Source organism: Candidatus Methylacidiphilales bacterium, from assembly GCA_033875315.1.
Lineage (GTDB): Bacteria > Verrucomicrobiota > Verrucomicrobiia > Methylacidiphilales > CAZTYG01 > JANRJG01.
Genome location: JANRJG010000027.1, coordinates 1 through 18,610, shown reverse-complemented (window position 1 = coordinate 18,610; position 18,610 = coordinate 1). Strand labels below are relative to the sequence as shown.

Here is an 18,610-nt window from a genome sequence, read left to right as displayed (position 1 = left end):
TTGGGTTCTGGCTTGTTTGTCAGCAAATGCTGAGATACCGCCAGAAGCAGTTTACGATGTCGAACGCATCGAATGCCCAAGCTGTAAAGGCTCTGGTAAATACACTTGCGGCTATTGCAAAGGTGAGAATCTCGCTCTGTTAGTATGCGGAAGTTGTCGCGGAGAAGATTTGACGCAGAAGGTGTGTTCGGTCTGTCGCGGAGAAGATATCACACAGAAAACTTGCTTGGTATGTCGAGGGGAAGATCTGACTCAGAAAATCTGCCTGAGCTGCCACGGCGAGGATTTGACTAAGCAAGATTGCCGCATCTGTTCTGCCACGGGGCGGAGGCCTTACGGCACGTGTTTTTCATGTGGTGGAACAGGAAGGAAAAAGTCATGCCTCTCCTGCAAAGGTTCTGGACGACGTGCTGCGTGTTTCTCTTGTGAAGGCACAGGCAAGCGATCGACTTGCTTTTACTGCAATGGCACGGGTAGGCGTGCCAAGTGTTACATCTGCAACGGCACCGGGCGACGCGGTGTCTGCTACTTTTGTAATGGTAAAGCAGTATTCTCTGCTTGTGCGTCTTGTTCAGGTGTTGGAGTAAGTAGATTCAATAGTCGCGGTTCATCGCGATATCGCTGCGCTTACTTACAGTCTTTCAGCCCGTCCTCTGCTTTCTCCCGAGGCTCCGCGCGCTCCAGTAAGCTCGCCCGTTACCAGTAGCTTCGTAGCTGAAAACGGCTCCTATTATGGGGAAATCAGCAAGGAAACCGGTCGTCCAAAGACGGTTTTCGTTCGGGGATACTTCAAGACCGATGGCGCTTATGTAAGGTCGCATTTTCGATCTACACCTGGCCCTTCAATTACATTATCCGAGCCAGCGCTATTCGGCCAGCGTGTAGCAGAAAACGGAAGCTACTATAGTCAACCTAATGCTTACGGTGTGCCAAAGACCGTGCATGTTGATGGTTACTTACGTAAAGATGGCACTTACGTTAGAGAGCACTATCGGAGTAAGCCCAGCAAATGAGTAGTTATCTTCTAAAGTAGAAGCCGGCGGCGGCTGTGATACTGATTGCGGTTTCTTGAAGACATCCCCTCGCTTCTTTGTTAAGAAGGCGGGCTTTACCAGGAAGGCCTTCTATGATCCTTGATGTCATGCTCGACCGGCTCTATCGCAGCCTGGTTAACGGACCGTGCCTCAATGCCCGTCCCCATCGCAGCCGCCAACGCCTGGACGTGACCATGCTGGCGGCCTTCGCAAGTCCCCAGTCGGGCGAGCTGCTGGCACGTCTCCTGGGGCCCGATGCCGCGGCGGAGGTGCCGGCGCGGGTGCCGGTTTTCCGCATGCCGGACCCGGCACCCCGGGAGTTGACCCCGGCAATGAAGGAGGCCAAGGCCAAGTCGGAGGCCCAGGAATCACTCCTGCACAAGCTTCGGGAGATCGCCGAGGATGCGAGCGACTATGAGCATGACCACGGGGAGTCGGCGCTGAGCATTGGGTTCCCGATCTTGCATGTGCCCCCACGCCCGGAGCGCACGACCCGGATTGTCGCTCCGCTGGGCTTCATTCCGATCAACCTTGCGGTGCGTCTGGGAGCCCGCAAGGGGGTGACGATCTCGGCCAATGCCGATGGGATCGACCGCGTGGTGCCCAATCCCGCCCTTTTGGCCTGGATTCGGCAGCAAACCGGCCAGGATGTCCTGGACCTGTTCTCGGACGAGGAAGGCAACCAGCCCTGGCAGGAAGTCTCCGGGCTTGTGGAGGCTGTCAGCAAGGCGCTCGACATCCCGAACCCGCCCGCCATCGGGGAAGCGGTCGAATTGACGCCTGTGCCCAAGGCGGAGGACATGGGCGACGATCCTTCGATTTTGCCCGCCGCGGTTCTTGGCCTTTTTCCTCTGGCCAACCAGGGACTCTTAAGTGACACGCGTTGGATGGTCTCTGAGGAGTCCAAACTGGTGGCCCCGGTGGCGACGTTCTTGCGACCCGAAGCGATTGGCCCAAGCCGTGAGGATGCGGTGGATGGCGGGCCTGAAGCCCCCGCCGCCGAGCTGCGACGGGCGTTTCAGGACGAGCATTTGGTCACTTATGCCGACCCCTGCCAGGCCGCGGCCGTGCATGCGGCAGCCGCCAAGCCTGTGGTGGTCATCCATGGTCCTCCGGGGACCGGGAAGAGCCAGACGATCACCAACATCATTGGTTCCCACCTAGCCCGTGGCGAACGGGTTCTTTTTGTCTGCGACAAGCGAACCGCGCTGGATGTGGTCAAATACCGGTTGGACGCGGCGGGTCTGGGCCATCTCTGTGCGCTAATCCATGATCCCAAGCGCGAGCAGAAGGAACTTTACATGAGCCTGCGCCAGCGGCTGGACAACCTGGTCGATGAACCGGTCATCCCCAGCCCGGCCAGGGAATTGACTCGGATCAACGAGCAGTTGGAAAAGATTCATGCCGAACTGCGGGGCTACCAGCACAGCCTGCATGGTTCGTCCGGGGAGGGAGAATCGTCCTTCCATGATCTGTTCGGCCAGTGGCTGCTCCTGAACCCACCGGAAGCCCTCCTGACGCCCACCGCCTCGGCGGGGCAGATCACCCTCCAGGATGCCGAGAACGCCCAGGCCTCGGTCGAGGAGATCACCACGCGTGCGGCCCAATCCCTCTACGGGCAAAACCCGTGGAGGCAGTCCTGCGGTTGGTCCGTGGGGCAGTTCCTGTCCGCCACTCCCCAGGATCTGGCCGAGCATGCGGGCCAGGTCATCACGCTGGCCTCGACGGTTGATCAATTTGCCCACGAAAGCCTTCCGGTCCTGGGATCTGAGCCGCTGGCGCCCCAGGCCCAGGCGCGCCGGGGATTGGCCGCGGCGCTCCGCGAGGTCTCCCCGGTTTTCCGTTTGGAGGCAGTGGCCCAGATCCAGGCCATGGACCAAGCCAGCCTGGAACGCCTTGCCCATCTCCTCGACCAAGTCGAAGGCGAGATTCAGAAAGTGCGTCAGGCGCCCTTGGATACTGGGCTTTTCCTGTCCGCACCGCCCTCGGCCATCAGCATCGGGCAGGCGGCGGGAAATCTTGCGGCTTTGGAAGCGTTCGAGCCGGTCTGCGCCAAGTGGTATCGATTCCTGTTCGCAGGCAAGGCCAAGGCGGCCAAGGATGCTCTGCAAGGCCTGGGCCTCACCCCAAGCCCGGAGAGCGTCGCCAGTGGGATTGCCTACCTCCGGGGTGTCCAAGCACGCCAAAAGGCCTGTGGAGCGGTCAATGTGGCCTTGGGAACCGAAGCCGCGCGGTGGATGGATGACGCCGAAGTCCTGGGGCTTTATGATTTCCTCACCCGTGCCATCCGGGGGCTCTCCATGGTCGTCTCGACCCCAGAGCTGGCCCCACATTGGGACATGGTGCGTGCATACCTCGCCTCGAAGGAGCATCTGGATTGGCTGGCTTATGCGTTTGAGCTGTCGGCCAGCCGAGCCGATGCGATTGCGACCTGGGAAGAACACGCCGCCGCCTCGGGCCTTTTGTGTGAGAGCGAGCGCCGCTCCATGGGAGAAACGATGCGTTCCAATGGATCGGTGACCACCACCCTGGAGGAACTCAAGCGGCTTCTGCCGACCCTAGAGCATGTGCTGCGTTTGGAGGCGGCCTTGGCCGAACTTCCTGCCGCGGTGCGGGGGCAGATGGAGCACATCGCCATGGTGGGGGCCTCCCATGAGGAAGCCTCTGCGGCCTTGCGCAAGCTGGCCTTGGCCAATGCCATCCGGCAGCGCCTGGGAGCCGACTCGGCTCTGCAACACATCTCCAGCGAACGGGTGGACTCACTGCTCCACAGTTACATCCAGCTTCAGGAGCAGAAACGCGTGCTCACCGTGCAGGAGACCCAGTCCTGGTGGCAGACACGTGCGCGCCAACGCCTGCTTGCCGGAACCGGGACCCAGATGAACAGCCAGGGCGCCAACCTCAAGACGCGGCTTTTGACCCGCGGGGCCCGTGCGCTCAAACTCCGCAAGATGATCGAGGTGGGCCAGGCTGCCGATGGTGGGGATCCGCTTTACGACCTTTGTCCGGTCTGGATGTCGAGTCCCAACACCGTGGCCCAGATTTTCCCGCGGACCGCCCTGTTCGATGTGGTCGTCTTTGACGAGGCCTCCCAATGCCGGCTTGAGGAAGCCCTGCCAGTGCTCCTGCGTGCCCGCCGGGTCGTTGTGGCCGGGGACCCCAAGCAGCTTCCCCCCACCCGCTTTTTTGAGTCTGGAGTAGTGGATTCATCGGACGACGAAATTGAGAGCGAGGAAGATGCCTTCCAGGCCCAGCAGGCGGACACAGAAGACCTGCTCGGTGCGGCACTGAACCTGAGCGTTCACGAGGCATACCTCGACGTTCATTACCGCTCGTCCAATGCGGCCCTTATCGAATTCAGCAACAAGTCCTTCTACAAAGGACGGCTCCAGGCAATCCCTGCACACCCGAATAGCCTGGCTCCGTCTTCGCCCTTGAAATTGGTTCAAGTCGGAGGCCTCTACAAGGATCGCCAGAACGAGCGGGAGGCCCAGGAAGTTTGTCGGATAGTCAAAGAGCTGCTCAACCAACCTACGCCGCCGACCATCGGCATCGCCTGCTTCAACCTGACCCAGAGGGAGTTGATTCTGGAAACTCTCGACGCGGAGGCGGAGGCAGACCCCGATTTTGCGGCCAAACTTGCCGATGCCCGCAAACGCCGCGGCCGCCAATCCTTCGAAGGGCTTTTCGTGAAGAACCTGGAGAACGTCCAGGGGGACGAGCGCGACCACATCATCATCTCCACTACTTTCGGGGTCAACCCTGAGGGCAAATTCCGCCGCGGCTTCGGCCCACTATCGGCCACAAATGGGGGGAGGCGCCTCAATGTGCTCGTAACCCGTGCCCGCGACCAAGTCCACATCGTGACCTCCATTCCGCGATCTGAATACGCCGCCGCTGTCGAAACGCCGGAAGGAACCCAACCCAACGGGCGGATCCTGCTTTACCAATACCTCCACTACGCCGAGAAGCTAGAGACTGAGTTCAAACAAAAGAACGCCGACCTGCAGGAGGCCGCCAAAGAATTGCAGGGCAAGATGGTTGAACTCCAGAACAGTTACCCGTCGGTGGCTGCACTGGGGTGTGGACGGGATACGAACCAGCACCTCGGCCTGGGTGGATTTGTCCACTGGGGCAACGACGGCTTCTGCGTGGATGTGGCTCTCAACCACCCAGAAAAGCCGCTGTATGTCACCGCGGGGCTCCTGTGCGACTTCAACCGCTATGGCAAAGCCCCAGACCCGGTCGATTGGGAGGCATTCAGGCACTTCATTCTTGAGCGTCTCACGAAATGGAAGCTTTGCCGGATTTGGAGTCCTTCGGCGTTCAGGGACATTCATGCGAACCGACACCAAATCCTCCGTAAACACCAAGAGTGCATGGGTGCCATCGGTGAAGGACCGGCAGGCTGAGACATACGGCGAAGACTCAGGATTCGACCTCAGCCAGCCAGGCAGGACGCTCGATAGGACAGAAATGGAAATCGGCGTCGAGGTCCATGACCGGGTGCTGTCCCCTCACCCAGTCGAGGATATCCTCAACCTCTGCATCGAAAGCGGCCAGCGCCTCGCGGGACATACCCAAACCTAAGACATACGTGTCCACCGGATCTCCCGCCTTGCGACGGGCTCGCTGGGTATAGGCCGTGACATTGATATGCTGGGGGTAAGGCACGGCCGACAAGATGGTGGATGACACAAAGACGGCATGCCCAAGAACAAGGCGCGCATACATCTCGTTTCTTTCTTTGGGAGGGATTTTTCGCTCACGGATCGATCCTTTTTTGAGGACTTCCTTGCGATGAGAAGGGATGACATCTTCGATTTCTGGCAAGTCGAGATGCAAGAATAGCGCAACGGCTTCACCGGCGAAGATTTCGCACTCCGTCTCGAAGGGGAAGTTGATTGCCTCAATCGTGGCTTCAGCCCCCGACACCACAGCTTCAAGATCGCCGGACATCATCCGATAAAGAAACTGGGTTCGTTCGGCCTCTGCGGTCTGCCAGTCTTCCGCTTGGCGTGAATACTCAGCTTGGTAAACCTCGAATTTCTGCCTGAATGCTTCGAGCAGGCATTCCCAGTAACCGGGCCATCGTTGGTGCTCCAGGGCCTTGATCTTTGACCGATAAGTGAACTTTGGGAGAAAGCGGTAGGGAAATTGTGTAGCCAGTTCCTGCTCCAAACCAAACAGGTGCTCCCGACGTGCCTGGACTTCGTCCGGTTCCAGGGGTCGCGCCAAGTCGGTCACAAACACTTCGGGTGCCAAGGCCGCAGTGTATTCATCCCACGAAGGGATCCGGGGAATGTCCTTCCAAAAGTTGAGTAACTCCTCGAGATGGTCCTGCTCGGCCTGGATTTGATCGCGTGCTGAAGAGATGGCCCGCTGTGTCTCCATGCGCCTAATTTCGGCGAGGACCGAGGCCGAGGAGGCCTTGCGGCCACTATCCCTATGGCGGAAGACAGCACCCGGCGTGGCGGCTGCTGCTTTCAATTCCTCCAAACTTTGGATCGCAACCGATTGACCGCGGGAGAACGAGTTTTGCCTTCTGGGTGCGGACCTGATTCTTTCGGTGTGGTAGAAGCCAGTCCCAGGGATGCCTACCGTGCGACTGAGTCCGCGCTTGGAGAGATTAAAACGGAGGCCAGGAACTCCCGTGCTGACCGAAACTCCTCCAAGTCCCAGATTCAGGTTGATCCCTGGAAGAATCTTGATTCGCTTGCGAAAACGTAAACCCATGGAAGTCCCTTATTTATTACAAAGTGTTGGAATGAGGCCTAATCTGGGATGAGGCATCGTCCATCAATCTAGGCTCAGTCCGGTTTTATGCCATTCAACCAACGCATCCATGTCCACAAGGACAATCCGCTCCGATTTGCCTCCACTCGCCTGGGCCTCAAGCGTGAACGATGAGGTGGTGACGATGATTCCGCACCATGCCTGATTTTCCTCCACCACGCCCTTGAGTTGTTGGACCACAGGGCGACCGACCGGGTTGGAGGCGGCGTTCCGCTTGCATTGGACAACCACCAAACCCTTGGGGTGCCGGGAAAAGCCGTCAACGCCGGCATCGTTCGACTTCTTGGTCACCCATGCGACCATACCCGCGTCCGAGAAAAAGGACATGACATGGCGCTCAAAATCGAATGGGTCCATGGCGAGCAGACGCTGCCGCAGGTCGGCTTCGTCTGGCGGCATGGGCTGCTTGTCTGGGGCGGCAGGTTTGGCCGCCATGGCTTTCTGGAGGGCATCGGAGGCCCGACGCACTGCAATATCGCGGGCAATCATTCCCATGACCACACCGAGGTAGGCTCCTGATTTGGGGTCCCTGAAGATGGCCTGGATGGTGGTGATGATCCCCACCAGCATGAAAGCGAAACCCAGGAAGAGCAGTGAAAGAAAGACCGGGATGCCTCCCGTGGCGGCGGAGACGAACCCGGCACCCGCAGTGCCGAAAACCGCCATTCCGATAAAGCCCATCGCAACTACGAGTTTCACGGGCCAAGGCAGATGTTTGATGATGCCCCTCAGCCAATGGCCGAGTCCTCTGGGCGGATCGGCGGCAAGGTAAGTGACCGGCAACGGAGGCAAATCAGGGATCCTGATCAGGGAACCCGAAGAGTCCTCGGGTGTTTGGAATGGTTCGGGATCAGGCGGGAGCGGCGGGGGCTGAATGGGCGCCGATACATCCACTTGCGTCTGCTCTGGCACGGCTTGGCCGAACCGAATCGCAGCTACCAAATCCCCCAGGCTTCTCCACTGGCTGGAAGCCACATCACGGACCAGCGCGAACCGGGAAACACGGCCCGAATCCAAGAGTCCCAGCACTTGGTCGGCTTCGTAGGGACCATGGGTCTGGCCGCGGTATTGAATCTCGAACTGACGGGGGGCTGCCATTCGTCAGAGAATGACAGTCAAATGGAGCCAAGGCAACCCGTATGGGCATTTGAATCTATTGAGGGTGCCACGCGTCGTAAAAGGCGTTATGGCAATCCCTTGGACGCCGCACCAGTTCGTTTCCCTGCCCTTCTCGACCGAAAGGCCGGACTATGCCTTCCTGACTCAGGCCCCCGGCATCAAGACCCCGGTTACCCGCAAGACGGTGACCCGCGGCCACATCGGCAAGATGGAAAGGAAGGACGCGACGATGAAGGCCTGTGAAGACTGGCGCAACCAGCTCTTTGAGCATCACGGCAAATGGGCCGTGCCCTTCCTGCTACTGGATCGAAAGACCGACAATTACCTGAAGAGCCAACGGCCGACGGCTTGGGATTCCTGGGAATTGTTCTTCTCGAACCTGGGTGCTGATAAGGTCCTGGGGGATTATGCTGCGGCCCTAGACCCGTTGAGGACGGCGGTCCGGGTCGTAGGCGCCATTCCCTCCGCCGCGCCTGGGCAGGAGAGTACCAACGTCGACCAGGAGACCCGGAGGGTCTGGGCTTTTTTGAACCAGTCGGACCCAATTCTGGACCTGGTGGACGGGCAAAGGATGGCACGGTTGGTGGATCCGTCCTTGGGGGAGTTTCAAAGGTGGAATGCTGCGTCGACAATCGAGAGCACTTTGGATTTCCCCATGATCCGGCTGGGGTGCCTGGCAGCGTGCGTGGAGTCCCCGTCATTCGTGAAGGCATCCGGGTTTGGGGTGGTGATGCCGGTTGGCAAAATGCTGGAAATGGCTGCCAAGAAACCCCAATCAGGAATGTTTTGGAAGGCATGGGCCCGCTTCGCCCAGGCGACCTTTGGTGCGGAATCCCAGCGCCAGTGGGCGCAGATGCTGGCCGGGGGAGATGAAGGGGAGGCCCGGGATGACGATGTCGATCCATTTGAGGCTTGGTTGGGCAACGTCAACCGCTGGCACCGAGGCCGGTCGGTGCCGTCAGCCAAACTGGTCTCCAAGGCATTTGAACGGCATCCTTTCCATAGGCAGTGGAAGCGCGCGCAGGCGGCACGGGCGCGGGTGGCTTGGCTCGGGCTCGCGCTTCTCGCCTTCAACCTGGAGCTGACCCTTCGGCAATACGCGGGAATCTATCGGATCGAGGTTGGCTCGCCTGGCAAAGCCTTTGCCCTGGCTCATCGTTCGTATCGGTTTTTCCGGGGTGAACAAGGCCCCCGGAGGCGGGCGCCCCGGTGAAGGAAGCGCCCGCCCGTGGGCTTGCCGTTGTGGCCTACTGCTTCAGGCAGTCTTCCCAATCATCGGGACGCTCAAGTCCGCGCGAATCCCAGTAAGCATCGTTATTGGGATTCAACTGGTTTGAGCGGTTGTCATCGTTGGCTTTCGACATGGATGTACTCCGTTTTAGTTTATGGCCGACCGGACTTTCCCCCGCGCGGGAGAAGGGTGTTTGAAGCCGCGGTCGTGCTGGAGCCAACCGTAGGATGCGACAGAGCGTGGGAATATGGTGACAGCCGGGAAAATCGGGCTCAAGGCGTAGGCGTGATGACGATACTGACGGGGTGGTGGTCGCTGGCCTCGGGGGTGGGTGTGACCTGGGCGACTGGACGCCCGAAACCCTTGGTCAAAATGTGGTCGAAACAGGCGTCGGGGTAGCGTCCCTTGGCCGGGAGCGTGACACGGTTGGTCAAGGGCAGTCCCTCGAATGTCCAGAAGAGCCCGGACTCGGCCATGGCCCGTAAGGTGTTCTCCCCCGCCAGCCCCACTCCCTCCATGTCGGTGTTGAAGTCGCCCCCCACAATGACCTTCTCGGAACCGTAGGCCCGCTTCATCTCGGCCATGTGGGCGAGTAACTGGGCCGAGGCGTCCTCGCGCTTGCTGGTATTCGCCACGGGGTCACCCAGATTGCTTTTCAGGTGGACGTTGTAGACTAGGATAGGGGTACCGCTGCCATCATCCAGTGCGGCGAACGCGAATCCCCGAGGAGCATTCGCCCAGCTTTGCTTCCAGGGCTCCGACCACGCCGACCACGCGGGCAGTCTGCTGGCGATGGCCAACTGCTGGGGTCCAACCCCTCCTCCGATCGGGTTCGGGAAACGACTAAGGACGTGGATACGGATGCGCGGCAGGCCGGAAACAACCCGCTCAAGGGGGGCCCACGCCTTGACCTCTTGGAAGAGGAGGATGTCTGCGTTAAGTCGCTGGAGGACGGTGGCCACCGAGGCAATGTGGGCGTCTTCGGCAGCCGGGTCGTTCCTAGGAGACTTGCCTGGGAACCACTGGACATTCCAAGTTGCCACCCGTAGCGGGTAGTGGTCGGCTGGCTTTGGATTGCCGAACGAACACGACGGGCTGGCCAGAGTAAGGACGGCGACCAGGGCCAGGAGCGTGAAGCCTCCTATCCGCCGCATATTTTACAGGCCACACCCTCGGTCTGGGTGCCCGGCCTGCCTTTGGATGTCTGGTAGTAGCGGCATCCGCTGTTGTGACGTTTGCCGGTCGAGCTGATCCAGTATCCGGCTCCACTGGTCGCAGCGGGCGAGGAGGTCTGGTAGCCCGGGGTGCTGGAAATCCCGCTTGAGGGCGAGACGGGGGTTGGGGCGGGAGTGGGAGTGGAAGCCAGTCGCTGGCGCAGCAGTTGGTTTTCGGCGCGCAGCTCCTCAACCAGCTTTTCCAACTCGGATACGCGATTGCGGAGAAGCTCGGTCGGGTCGATTTTGTCGAGACCCAGAGCCTCGATGGTCTTGGGGCTGAGTTTTTCTGCGGGAATACGGCTGAGTCCGATTGCGCTTTGTACAATGATCTCGGTCCCGGTCTTGCGGGTCACCTGGCCCTTGAGGATCGAGCCGTCGACCAGCTCGATGGTCGTTTCACCCTCTTGAGGTGCTTCCTGAGCAGCTAAGGGGAAGTCGCATAAACAGAACAACAAGGAAATTGACAGGAGAAGCCAGAATTTCATTTGTTCTTGTATAGCATTCTTTTAAGTGGAGCCAATGTGATTATGCTGGTCTCGCGATCCATGGGCTAGGTGTCTCTACCGCTTCGGAGGTGTCATAATTATCTCAACATCAAGGGCATGGCCCCCACCGCCATCGAAGGCACGTACAATGCCGCAGACCGTGACCACAGGGTAACGGGCCGTGAGTACCCCAAATCGGGCGTAGGCATCCGCAAACACCTCGGCATCCACGGTGCCGGTGGGATCGCACAGGGTAAGGAATTTCATGGGCCGACCATCAATCTGGGTGTGCACCCGGTGCTCGATGATCAGGCCGGTGACCTCGACGGCTTGATCGACGTATCCCGCCAGGTCCCGGATCGGGGTGCTCTTGGACCAATCGACCTCCGGGTAAAGCTCCAAGGGGTGGCCGGACACGGGGAAGCTCAGGAGTTCGATTTCCGCCGCGAGCCGGTCGTGGTGCGAAGGTTCGGCGCGGTTGCCGGGCAGGCTCCCCTCGGTTTTTTCGGAAGCGGCGGCGAAGAGGAGTCCTTGGTTGCCTTCGACCGACCACTGGGCCGCCCGCCTCCAGGCCCAGAACTGGGCCGTGCGAGAAGGTGTGATTCCATCGAGTGCCCCCACCCGCAGCAGCGCCTCCATTTCGTCGCTCGAGGGCCCCACCCGCAGGGCGAAATCCTCCACGGATCCGAAGGGCCGGTGGCCACGGGCTTGGACGATGCGGCCCAGGGTCTCGACCTTCAGTCCCTTGACCTGCTTGAGCGGCACCTCGATGACGGCGCACTCCGCATCGGCAAAGTAAGTAGAGTGTGGGCTGTTGACATCGGGGAGTCGGAACCCGAAACCCAGCCGTCGAACTTCGATGGAATAGACCAGTCGTGGGTAAAATCCTTTTCCGTGCTCCAAGACGGCGGCCAGAAACTCCAGAGGCCAGCGGCGTTTCAGGTGGGCGGCCTCGTAAGCCTCCACCGCATAGGCCGTGGAGTGGGCGCGGCAGAACGCGTAGCCTTGGAACTGGATCAATAGGTCCCAGACTGCGGCGATTTCCTGGGGCGTGCGCCCGGCACGTTGGGCGCAGTCCACAAACTCCATGCGTAGCGTATTGATGTCGGCGGTCTTCCCCTTGACCAAGGCCCGACGCAGGAGGTCGCCCCGCCCGGCGGGCAGACCGGAAAACGCCTCGCAAATCTGGGCGATGTGCTCCTCGTAAGCGACAACCCCATAGGTGCTGCGCAGCACCGGTTCGAGGCTCGCATGGGCATAAACCGCGGGTTCCAAGCCACGGCAGCGGCGGGCGAACTGGCTCTTCTTGAGCCCATTGGCCGCACCGGGCCGGATGACCGAAACGATGGCGACCAGATCATCGATCCGCCCTACTCCGCACATCCGGGCGAGGTTGAGCATGGCGGGGCTCTCGATGTGGTGCACGCCACGCGACTCGCCAACGGCAATCATGGACCAGATCGCTTCGTCCTTCCAGGGTTCGAGGGATCGTCCGTCTCCCACCCCGCAGTCGATGCCGCGTGCGCCGAGGGCCTGGCGGGTGTCGCGCAGCACACTCAGGCCCGCCTGGGCCAGGAGGTCCATTTTAACCATGCCGATGGCTTCGACGGCGTGCATGTCCAGGTGGGTGGTGGGCCAGCCTTCCTTGGCCGCCGCAAAGGTCGGGGTGAGCGAACGGATGGGATGACGGCAGAGCACGAGCCCGCAGGGGTGCATCTTCGCGTGGCGTGGCCTGCCATCAAGGCGGGCGGCGAGATCAATCGCGCTGCGGTAGGGCTCTTCGTTCATGCCCCAGTGCTCGAACTCCTGGGAGGCCGCTGCGGCGGCTCCGACCTGGCTGGCGGAGGCGTGGGGGAAGCGTTCGGTGAACTGGCGGACCTGGCGCTCGGAGGCGCCGAGAACTTTGGCGATGTCGGCCACGGCCGAGCGGCCTTGGTAAGTGTTGAACCCCCCGACAATGGCCGCGTGGGCTCCGTGCTGGTCGAGGAGCATGCGGACAACTTCGTCGCGGCGGTCATGGGGGAAATCGATGTCGATGTCCGGCAGTTTGTGGAGTGCCATCCGGTCGCGGTTGAGGAAGCGCTTGAAGTAGAGGTCGAAGCGGACCGGGCAGACTCCGGAGATGCCGAGGCAGTAGCAGACCAGGGAATCGGCCGCCGAACCGCGGGTGATCCAATCGATGCCCCGGGCACGGCAGTGCTGCAGCGTGTCCCAGGTGAGGAGGAAGTAATCCTCGTAGCCAACCTCGCCGATGATCGCCAATTCCTCCTCCAACTGGGGGCGGACACGGGTCCAGTCCGTGCCGTAGCGTTGTCGGGCGCCTTCAAAGGCCAGCCTGGCGAGGAATTCCCTGGAGGTGCGCCCGTCTTCGGGGGTGAAACTTGGAATAAGTAGCGGCCCACCGATGGGGGGCTGATAGGTTTCGGCGTCGAGGAGGGTCTTGAGGAGGTCGGGATGCGGAGCAGCATCGCGGTGGAAATGAAACGCGCCCCGCCGCTTCTCTGGGTGGGGCTCAGCAAGCAGGGTCAGCGTACGGATCGATTGCACGACCGCATAGAGACGACGGTCTGCAGGCTGGGCGTAGCGGACCTCTGGACCGCAGTCAGCCGCGGGAGCAACGAGGAGGCCAGTGCGGGCCTCGTACAGATCGAGCCGCGTGATCCGTGGCAGGGAGAGGAGGTGGCAAAGGTGCACCTGGCCGTCGGGGCTCAAGACATAGGCGTTGAGGTTTTGCGGAGGTTCCGAGGGGGTGGCGGTCACCTGCAACGCGGCGGCCACCACCGGGCGGATCCCGGCCTCGCGCGCGGCCTGACAAAATTCGACCATCCCGTGGAGGTTCGGATCGGTCAGAGCCACCACCTGGGCTCCGGCTTCGGCGGCCAAGCGGACGGCATCCGCAGGGGAAAGGAGCGAGTCGAGAAACGAATAGTGCGACTTCAGGTTGAGGAAGGCGCAGGTGGGTTTTGCCTGCGGTGTCGGTTGCTGTGCTGCGTGTCGGCGGGTTGAAGAACGACGCTGCCGCGGCGGCTGCGGAACCTCCTGTTCATGGTGGCGTAGCCACAGGTCATGGCCGCGGAGGATGGCGCCCCGTCCGAACTGGCTGCGGATGTCGTCGATGACCCGCGCAACGGCGGCCTTTTGTCCACGGTCGAGGTCACCCCCCAACGGCAGGCCGGGGTCGTAGAGCAGGTCATAGACGTTGGAGACTTTGACCGCGACCAACCGCAGGCTGACCCTCCGGGTCCAGGCTTTGCGCAGGAGGGACCGCAAGAGCGGATGAAAGTCCACCTCCGTGCAGCTTGGCTCGTCGAGACTAGCCGAGCGCTCGCACTCATCCATGTCGTTGTAACGAATCCGGACCGCGAGGGTGCGGGCCATCTTGCCGTCCGCCCGGACACGGGCCATCAGCCCGTCCGTCAGGCTGTGAAGTTTGGCCAGGAGGAAGACCTCGTCGGTTTGGTCCTGCTCGAAGGTTTCCTGGGCCCCGTAGGACTTGGCCGCGGGTGCCTCGGGCACCACCGGACGGGGATCGATCCCTTGGGCAAAATTCCAGAGTTCGGGCGCCGCAGCGCCCACGAGAAGGGCGAGATCGTCGGGGCGGGTTTCCGCGACGCGCCCGATGGTCGTCAACCCGGCCTGGGTCAGCCGCAGGCCCGCCTTCGGCCCCACACCCGGGAGCCAGGTCGCCGCCAGGGGGGCGAGGAATGCCCGTTCCTGGCCTGGGGGCACGCCAGTGAGCCGGTCGGGCTTGTGGAGCTTGGAGGCGATTTGGGAGATCAGCTTGTTCGATCCCACACCTTCGCTGACCGTGATTTTGAGGGTGTCGTGCACGGCCTTGCGCACGGCGGTGGCGATGGCTTCTGCGGTCAAGCGGGGGTGACCGCGGACATCGAGGTAGCCTTCATCAATGCCCTGCACCTCGACCTGGGGGGTGAAGTCGTAGGCATAGGTGAACATCATGCGGCTGAAGTGCTCGTATTTTTCGTAGTCGCCGGGCACAACAATGAGGTTTGGGCAGAGCTTCAAGGCCCGGGCCGTGGGCATGGGGGTGTGGACACCCAGTCGGCGTGCTTCGTAGGAGGCCGAGGCGATGATCCCGCGGCGGCTTCCCCCCACGGCCACCGGCCGGCCGCGCAGGCGCGGGTCAGCGGCCTGCTCGACCGACGCAAAAAACGCATCCGCGTCGAGGTGGATGATCATGGTTCGGCGCCTTCATGCCTTGCGGACCAAGGCGACCATGACGCCTTGGATGACCAACTCGCGCGCGGGGATGATGTCGGGGTAGCGGGGGTTCTCAGCCCTCAGGCAAGGCTGCCCCCGTCGCATGAAGTAGCGTTTGAGGGTGGTCTCCCCATCGACCAGGGCCGCCACCACCGCCCCATCGTGCGGGCTCTTGAACTCCAGGATGACGATGTCCCGATCGAGGATACCCGCGCCGATCATGGAATCTCCGCGGACTTTCAATGCAAAGGTCCGGGCGTTCTTGGGCAGGCCGATGCTTTCGAGGTCGACGCGGATACATCCCTCATCGCCTTGGCTCTGCGCAGAGGGGGCACCGGCGGGGATGTGGCCGAACACCGGAATGGACGTGAAAAGCGTAACGGGTCGGGTGGGGAGAGCGCCGCGCGAGCGGCCCTTGGCGGGGGAAAGCACACCTTTATCCCGCAGCCGCGCCAGATGCTTGGCCACGGCCGAGGGGCTCTTGAGCCGGAAATGGCGGGCGATTTCCCGGATGGTCGGAGGAAGGCCACTCTGGGCCATCGAGGCCTGGATGAACTCCAGGATGGCGGCTTGGCGGGACGTGAGCGGGGTCATGACGGACATAAAGGGTGAACAAATGTTCACCTATACGCTGGTCGCCTGCTTTGGCAAGCCCAGGCTGCGGATTTGCAGCCTTCGTGGCGTGCTGTCACAATCGGCCTGCCATGGATTTCCGTCGTGACTGGGTCGCCGCCCGGGCTGCCGCGCTGGCGGCCGATGGGATCTACGTCGGCACGTCCTCCTGGAAATACGAGGGCTGGCTCGGTGCCCTCTACGATCCCGCCCGCTACACCACGCGAGGCAAGGTGGCCAAGACCCGCTTCGAGCGTGATTGCCTGTCCGAATACGCCGAGGTCTTCAAGACAGTCTCGGTGGACGCCGGTTACTACTTTTTCCCGGCCGAGAAGTATCTGGCCAACCTCGCTGCCGCCGTTCCAGACGATTTCCGGTTCTGCTTCAAGGTGACCGATGAGATCACGGCCCGGCGCTTTCCCCGGATTGCGCGCTATGGGGACCGCGCCGGTAAAGCCAACGAGAACTTCCTCAACGCCCGGCTTTTCAAGAGCGCGTTCCTCGGCCCGATGCGGAAGCTTCTTCCCAAGGTGGGCATCCTCATGTTTGAGTTTTCCCACTTCGGCCCGTCCGACTTCGCGAGGGGACGGGACTTTGTCGACGTGCTCGATCGGTTCCTCGGGGAACTACCCACCCGGGCGTGGCAGTTCGGGGTGGAGATCCGCAACGAGACCTTCCTCGTTTCGGAGTATTTCGAGATGTTGGCCCGCCATGGCGTGGCCCACGTCTTCAACAACTGGACCCGCATGCCTCCAGTGGCCCGGCAGGTTGAGCTGGAGGGTGCTTTTACTGCCGATCATTTCGCGGCGCGTTTTCTTCTCAAACCCGGACGGACGTATGAGGAGGCCGTGAAGGCGTTCGCCCCCTACAAGGAGGCCCAGGAGGTGGACACCGAGGCGCGTGATGCTCTGGCCCGTCTGCTTAAACGGAAGCCCAAAGGAGCGGGCTACCTGCTTGTCAATAACCGCCTGGAAGGATGCGCCCTCCAGACTATTCGGGAAGTCCTGGAGGCTGAAAATTCAGGCCACGCGCAAGCCTCAGGTGAAGCTGGTTATGGTCAGGGTGCGGGTAATCCACCTTCTGCGCCCGTGCAAACAGTCTGCGATTCGGATGGCACTCCTTCATCCCCTCCCCCGGAAAGCGGGAAAACCGAGGCCCAGCAAATCATCGTCATCAAACGCTACAGACCGACGAACGCTGACCACAAATTCCGGAAACGCATGCGGGAAGCGGCTGAACATCGATGCGCAGCCTGCAGCAGGCAAGATCCGCTGACCAGTCAGGCTCACCACATTCTGCCCACGAATCGATATCCGCACCTTGCCCGGGAGCCTCTGAATGTGTTGGTGCTATGTGGGGAGTGCCATGGGAAAATTTCTGGGGCTGAGCAGATGGCCGGCGGTTTGGTGCTCAAGTTCTATGCAGAGCTTCCGGAACAAATCCGGCTTCACCACCTAGGATTGATCGAGCGTTACGCCAGTAAAGCAACTATTGATGCATTTCGTGTCGGGGACGTAGAGCGCTGGCGCGATGTAGTCATAAAGGCATGGACCCGATGAATTAAACAAGGCTCTCGAACAGAACGATGTCTATTTCAAAATGCGATTACGTCAGCGGCCGCAACTGCTTGATTGGCATTGATTTATGCGTAATTCACGTCTCGTCCTTAAAAGTTCGCATAGTTACTTGGCGGCATTCGCAGCATTTAGAGTAGCTTTGTGGCTTCTTTACAGGGAACGAGTTCGCATTAATCAGTGTTTTCGACAGCTCGGCCAACCCCAGCCCGGGCGAAGTCAGCCTGGCCCACAACGGCGTGCTTTTTTTGGACGAACTTCCCGAATTCAAACGCTCCGCCCTCGAAGTCCTGCGCCAACCGCTCGAGGACGGCAGCGTGACCATCTCACGGGCCGCCGGCACCCTCACCTTCCCCTCGCGCATGATGTTGGTCGCCGCCATGAACCCCACCCCGACCGGCCACTTCGAGGATGTCCAGCGCGGCAAAACCAATGCCACCGCCGTGCAACGCTACCTCAACCGCATCTCCGGCCCCCTGCTTGACCGCATCGACCTGCACGTCGAGGTTGGCACGGTCAAACACGAACAACTCCTCAAAGCCCCCACCGGCGAGCCCTCCGCGTCCATCCGGGCCCGGGTCGAGGCCGCGCGCCAGATCCAGCGCCGGCGCTTCGCCCAGCGCAAAGGCCTTTGGTGCAACGCCCAGATGGGCCCCAAGGACATCAAAGCCCACTGCGCCCTCGGCGAATCCGCCGCCGCCCTGCTCAAATACGCCATGGGCGATCTCAAACTCAGTGCCCGCGCCTACGACCGCATCCTCAAAGTATCGCGGACGATCGCCGACCTGGCCGGCGCCGACGCCATCAGCGACGACCACGTCTCCGAAGCCGTGCAATACCGCTCCCTCGACCGCACCGTCTGGGGTTGATCGTTCCCTCTACGGATCGCCTGTTTGCTATTTTCAAATCAGCAATCCGAAATCTAGAAAAAAAGCCCCCTTTGTAGACGGGGAATCCTTTCCCCGTTTGCCTTTGCCTTCAGCTATCAGCCGTCATCCGTTAGCTTTCCGACCACCGTCATCTGTCGTCCGTCCACTGCCCCCCATTCCCTCTCGTTCTCTCCATCCCCATTCAAGTTTCCCGAAGGCCCCGTTGGGCAACGCCCTCACGGGGAGGTTTCAAATTTAAGCTTTTGGCTATTGCCAACAACAACCCATTCCCCTCGACATCGGCTAGGGTAGCTTGGTAATACTTCCTGGGAGCGATGAACTTCCCAAACTTCATGACCCAGGCCGACCAAAAGCCCCACTTCGCCGGCTCCACGCCGAGAGATTCCCACATGCGTCCCAGCCGCTCCGCAAAGGGTTCACCCGTCCTTTTT

Annotated in this window: 10 protein-coding genes; 4 read left to right on the top strand and 6 right to left on the bottom strand. The window is 61.1% G+C overall.

The window, feature by feature from the left end:
• The first annotated feature begins 1,126 nt into the window (after positions 1-1,126).
• Positions 1,127-5,446, top strand: coding sequence for an AAA domain-containing protein (locus SFU85_08775; protein MDX6766871.1), 4,320 nt, complete (start codon positions 1,127-1,129; stop codon positions 5,444-5,446).
• Between the two features lie 16 nt (positions 5,447-5,462).
• Here SFU85_08775 and SFU85_08770 read toward each other — a convergent pair whose 3' ends face one another.
• Positions 5,463-6,770: a DUF4236 domain-containing protein gene (locus SFU85_08770; protein ID MDX6766870.1), complete on the bottom strand. Its 1,308-nt coding sequence runs from the start codon at positions 6,768-6,770 to the stop codon at positions 5,463-5,465.
• 63 nt (positions 6,771-6,833) lie between these two features.
• Positions 6,834-7,928: a restriction endonuclease gene (locus tag SFU85_08765; protein ID MDX6766869.1), complete on the bottom strand. Its 1,095-nt coding sequence runs from the start codon at positions 7,926-7,928 to the stop codon at positions 6,834-6,836.
• Between the two features lie 10 nt (positions 7,929-7,938).
• On the opposite strand from SFU85_08765, the gene SFU85_08760 reads away from it, so the two are divergent.
• The gene (locus SFU85_08760) at positions 7,939-9,162 is read left to right on the top strand and encodes a hypothetical protein (GenBank protein MDX6766868.1); all 1,224 of its coding nucleotides are present in this window, start codon (positions 7,939-7,941) and stop codon (positions 9,160-9,162) included.
• A gap of 290 nt (positions 9,163-9,452) precedes the next feature.
• Here SFU85_08760 and SFU85_08755 read toward each other — a convergent pair whose 3' ends face one another.
• The 4 genes from SFU85_08755 to lexA form a co-directional block, all read right to left on the bottom strand.
• Positions 9,453-10,334, bottom strand: a complete 882-nt coding sequence (locus SFU85_08755; GenBank protein ID MDX6766867.1) for an endonuclease/exonuclease/phosphatase family protein — start codon at positions 10,332-10,334, stop codon at positions 9,453-9,455.
• A complete protein-coding gene (locus SFU85_08750; protein ID MDX6766866.1) occupies positions 10,322-10,882 on the bottom strand; it encodes a hypothetical protein in 561 nt (186 codons plus the stop codon). The genes SFU85_08755 and SFU85_08750 overlap by 13 nt, the downstream gene beginning before the upstream one ends.
• A 75-nt stretch (positions 10,883-10,957) precedes the next feature.
• Complete coding sequence (dinB, locus tag SFU85_08745; protein ID MDX6766865.1) at positions 10,958-15,082, bottom strand: DNA polymerase IV; 4,125 nt, start codon at positions 15,080-15,082, stop codon at positions 10,958-10,960.
• A gap of 12 nt (positions 15,083-15,094) precedes the next feature.
• A complete protein-coding gene (gene lexA / locus SFU85_08740; protein ID MDX6766864.1) occupies positions 15,095-15,706 on the bottom strand; it encodes a transcriptional repressor LexA in 612 nt (203 codons plus the stop codon).
• 101 nt (positions 15,707-15,807) lie between these two features.
• Here lexA and SFU85_08735 point away from each other — a divergent pair, with 101 nt between their 5' ends.
• Positions 15,808-17,274, top strand: coding sequence for a DUF72 domain-containing protein (locus SFU85_08735; protein MDX6766863.1), 1,467 nt, complete (start codon positions 15,808-15,810; stop codon positions 17,272-17,274).
• Positions 17,275-17,465: 191 nt separating this feature from the next.
• Positions 17,466-18,158 (top strand): ATP-binding protein, encoded by a 693-nt coding sequence (locus tag SFU85_08730; GenBank protein ID MDX6766862.1) that lies wholly within the window; start codon positions 17,466-17,468, stop codon positions 18,156-18,158.
• Positions 18,159-18,610 lie beyond the last annotated feature (452 nt).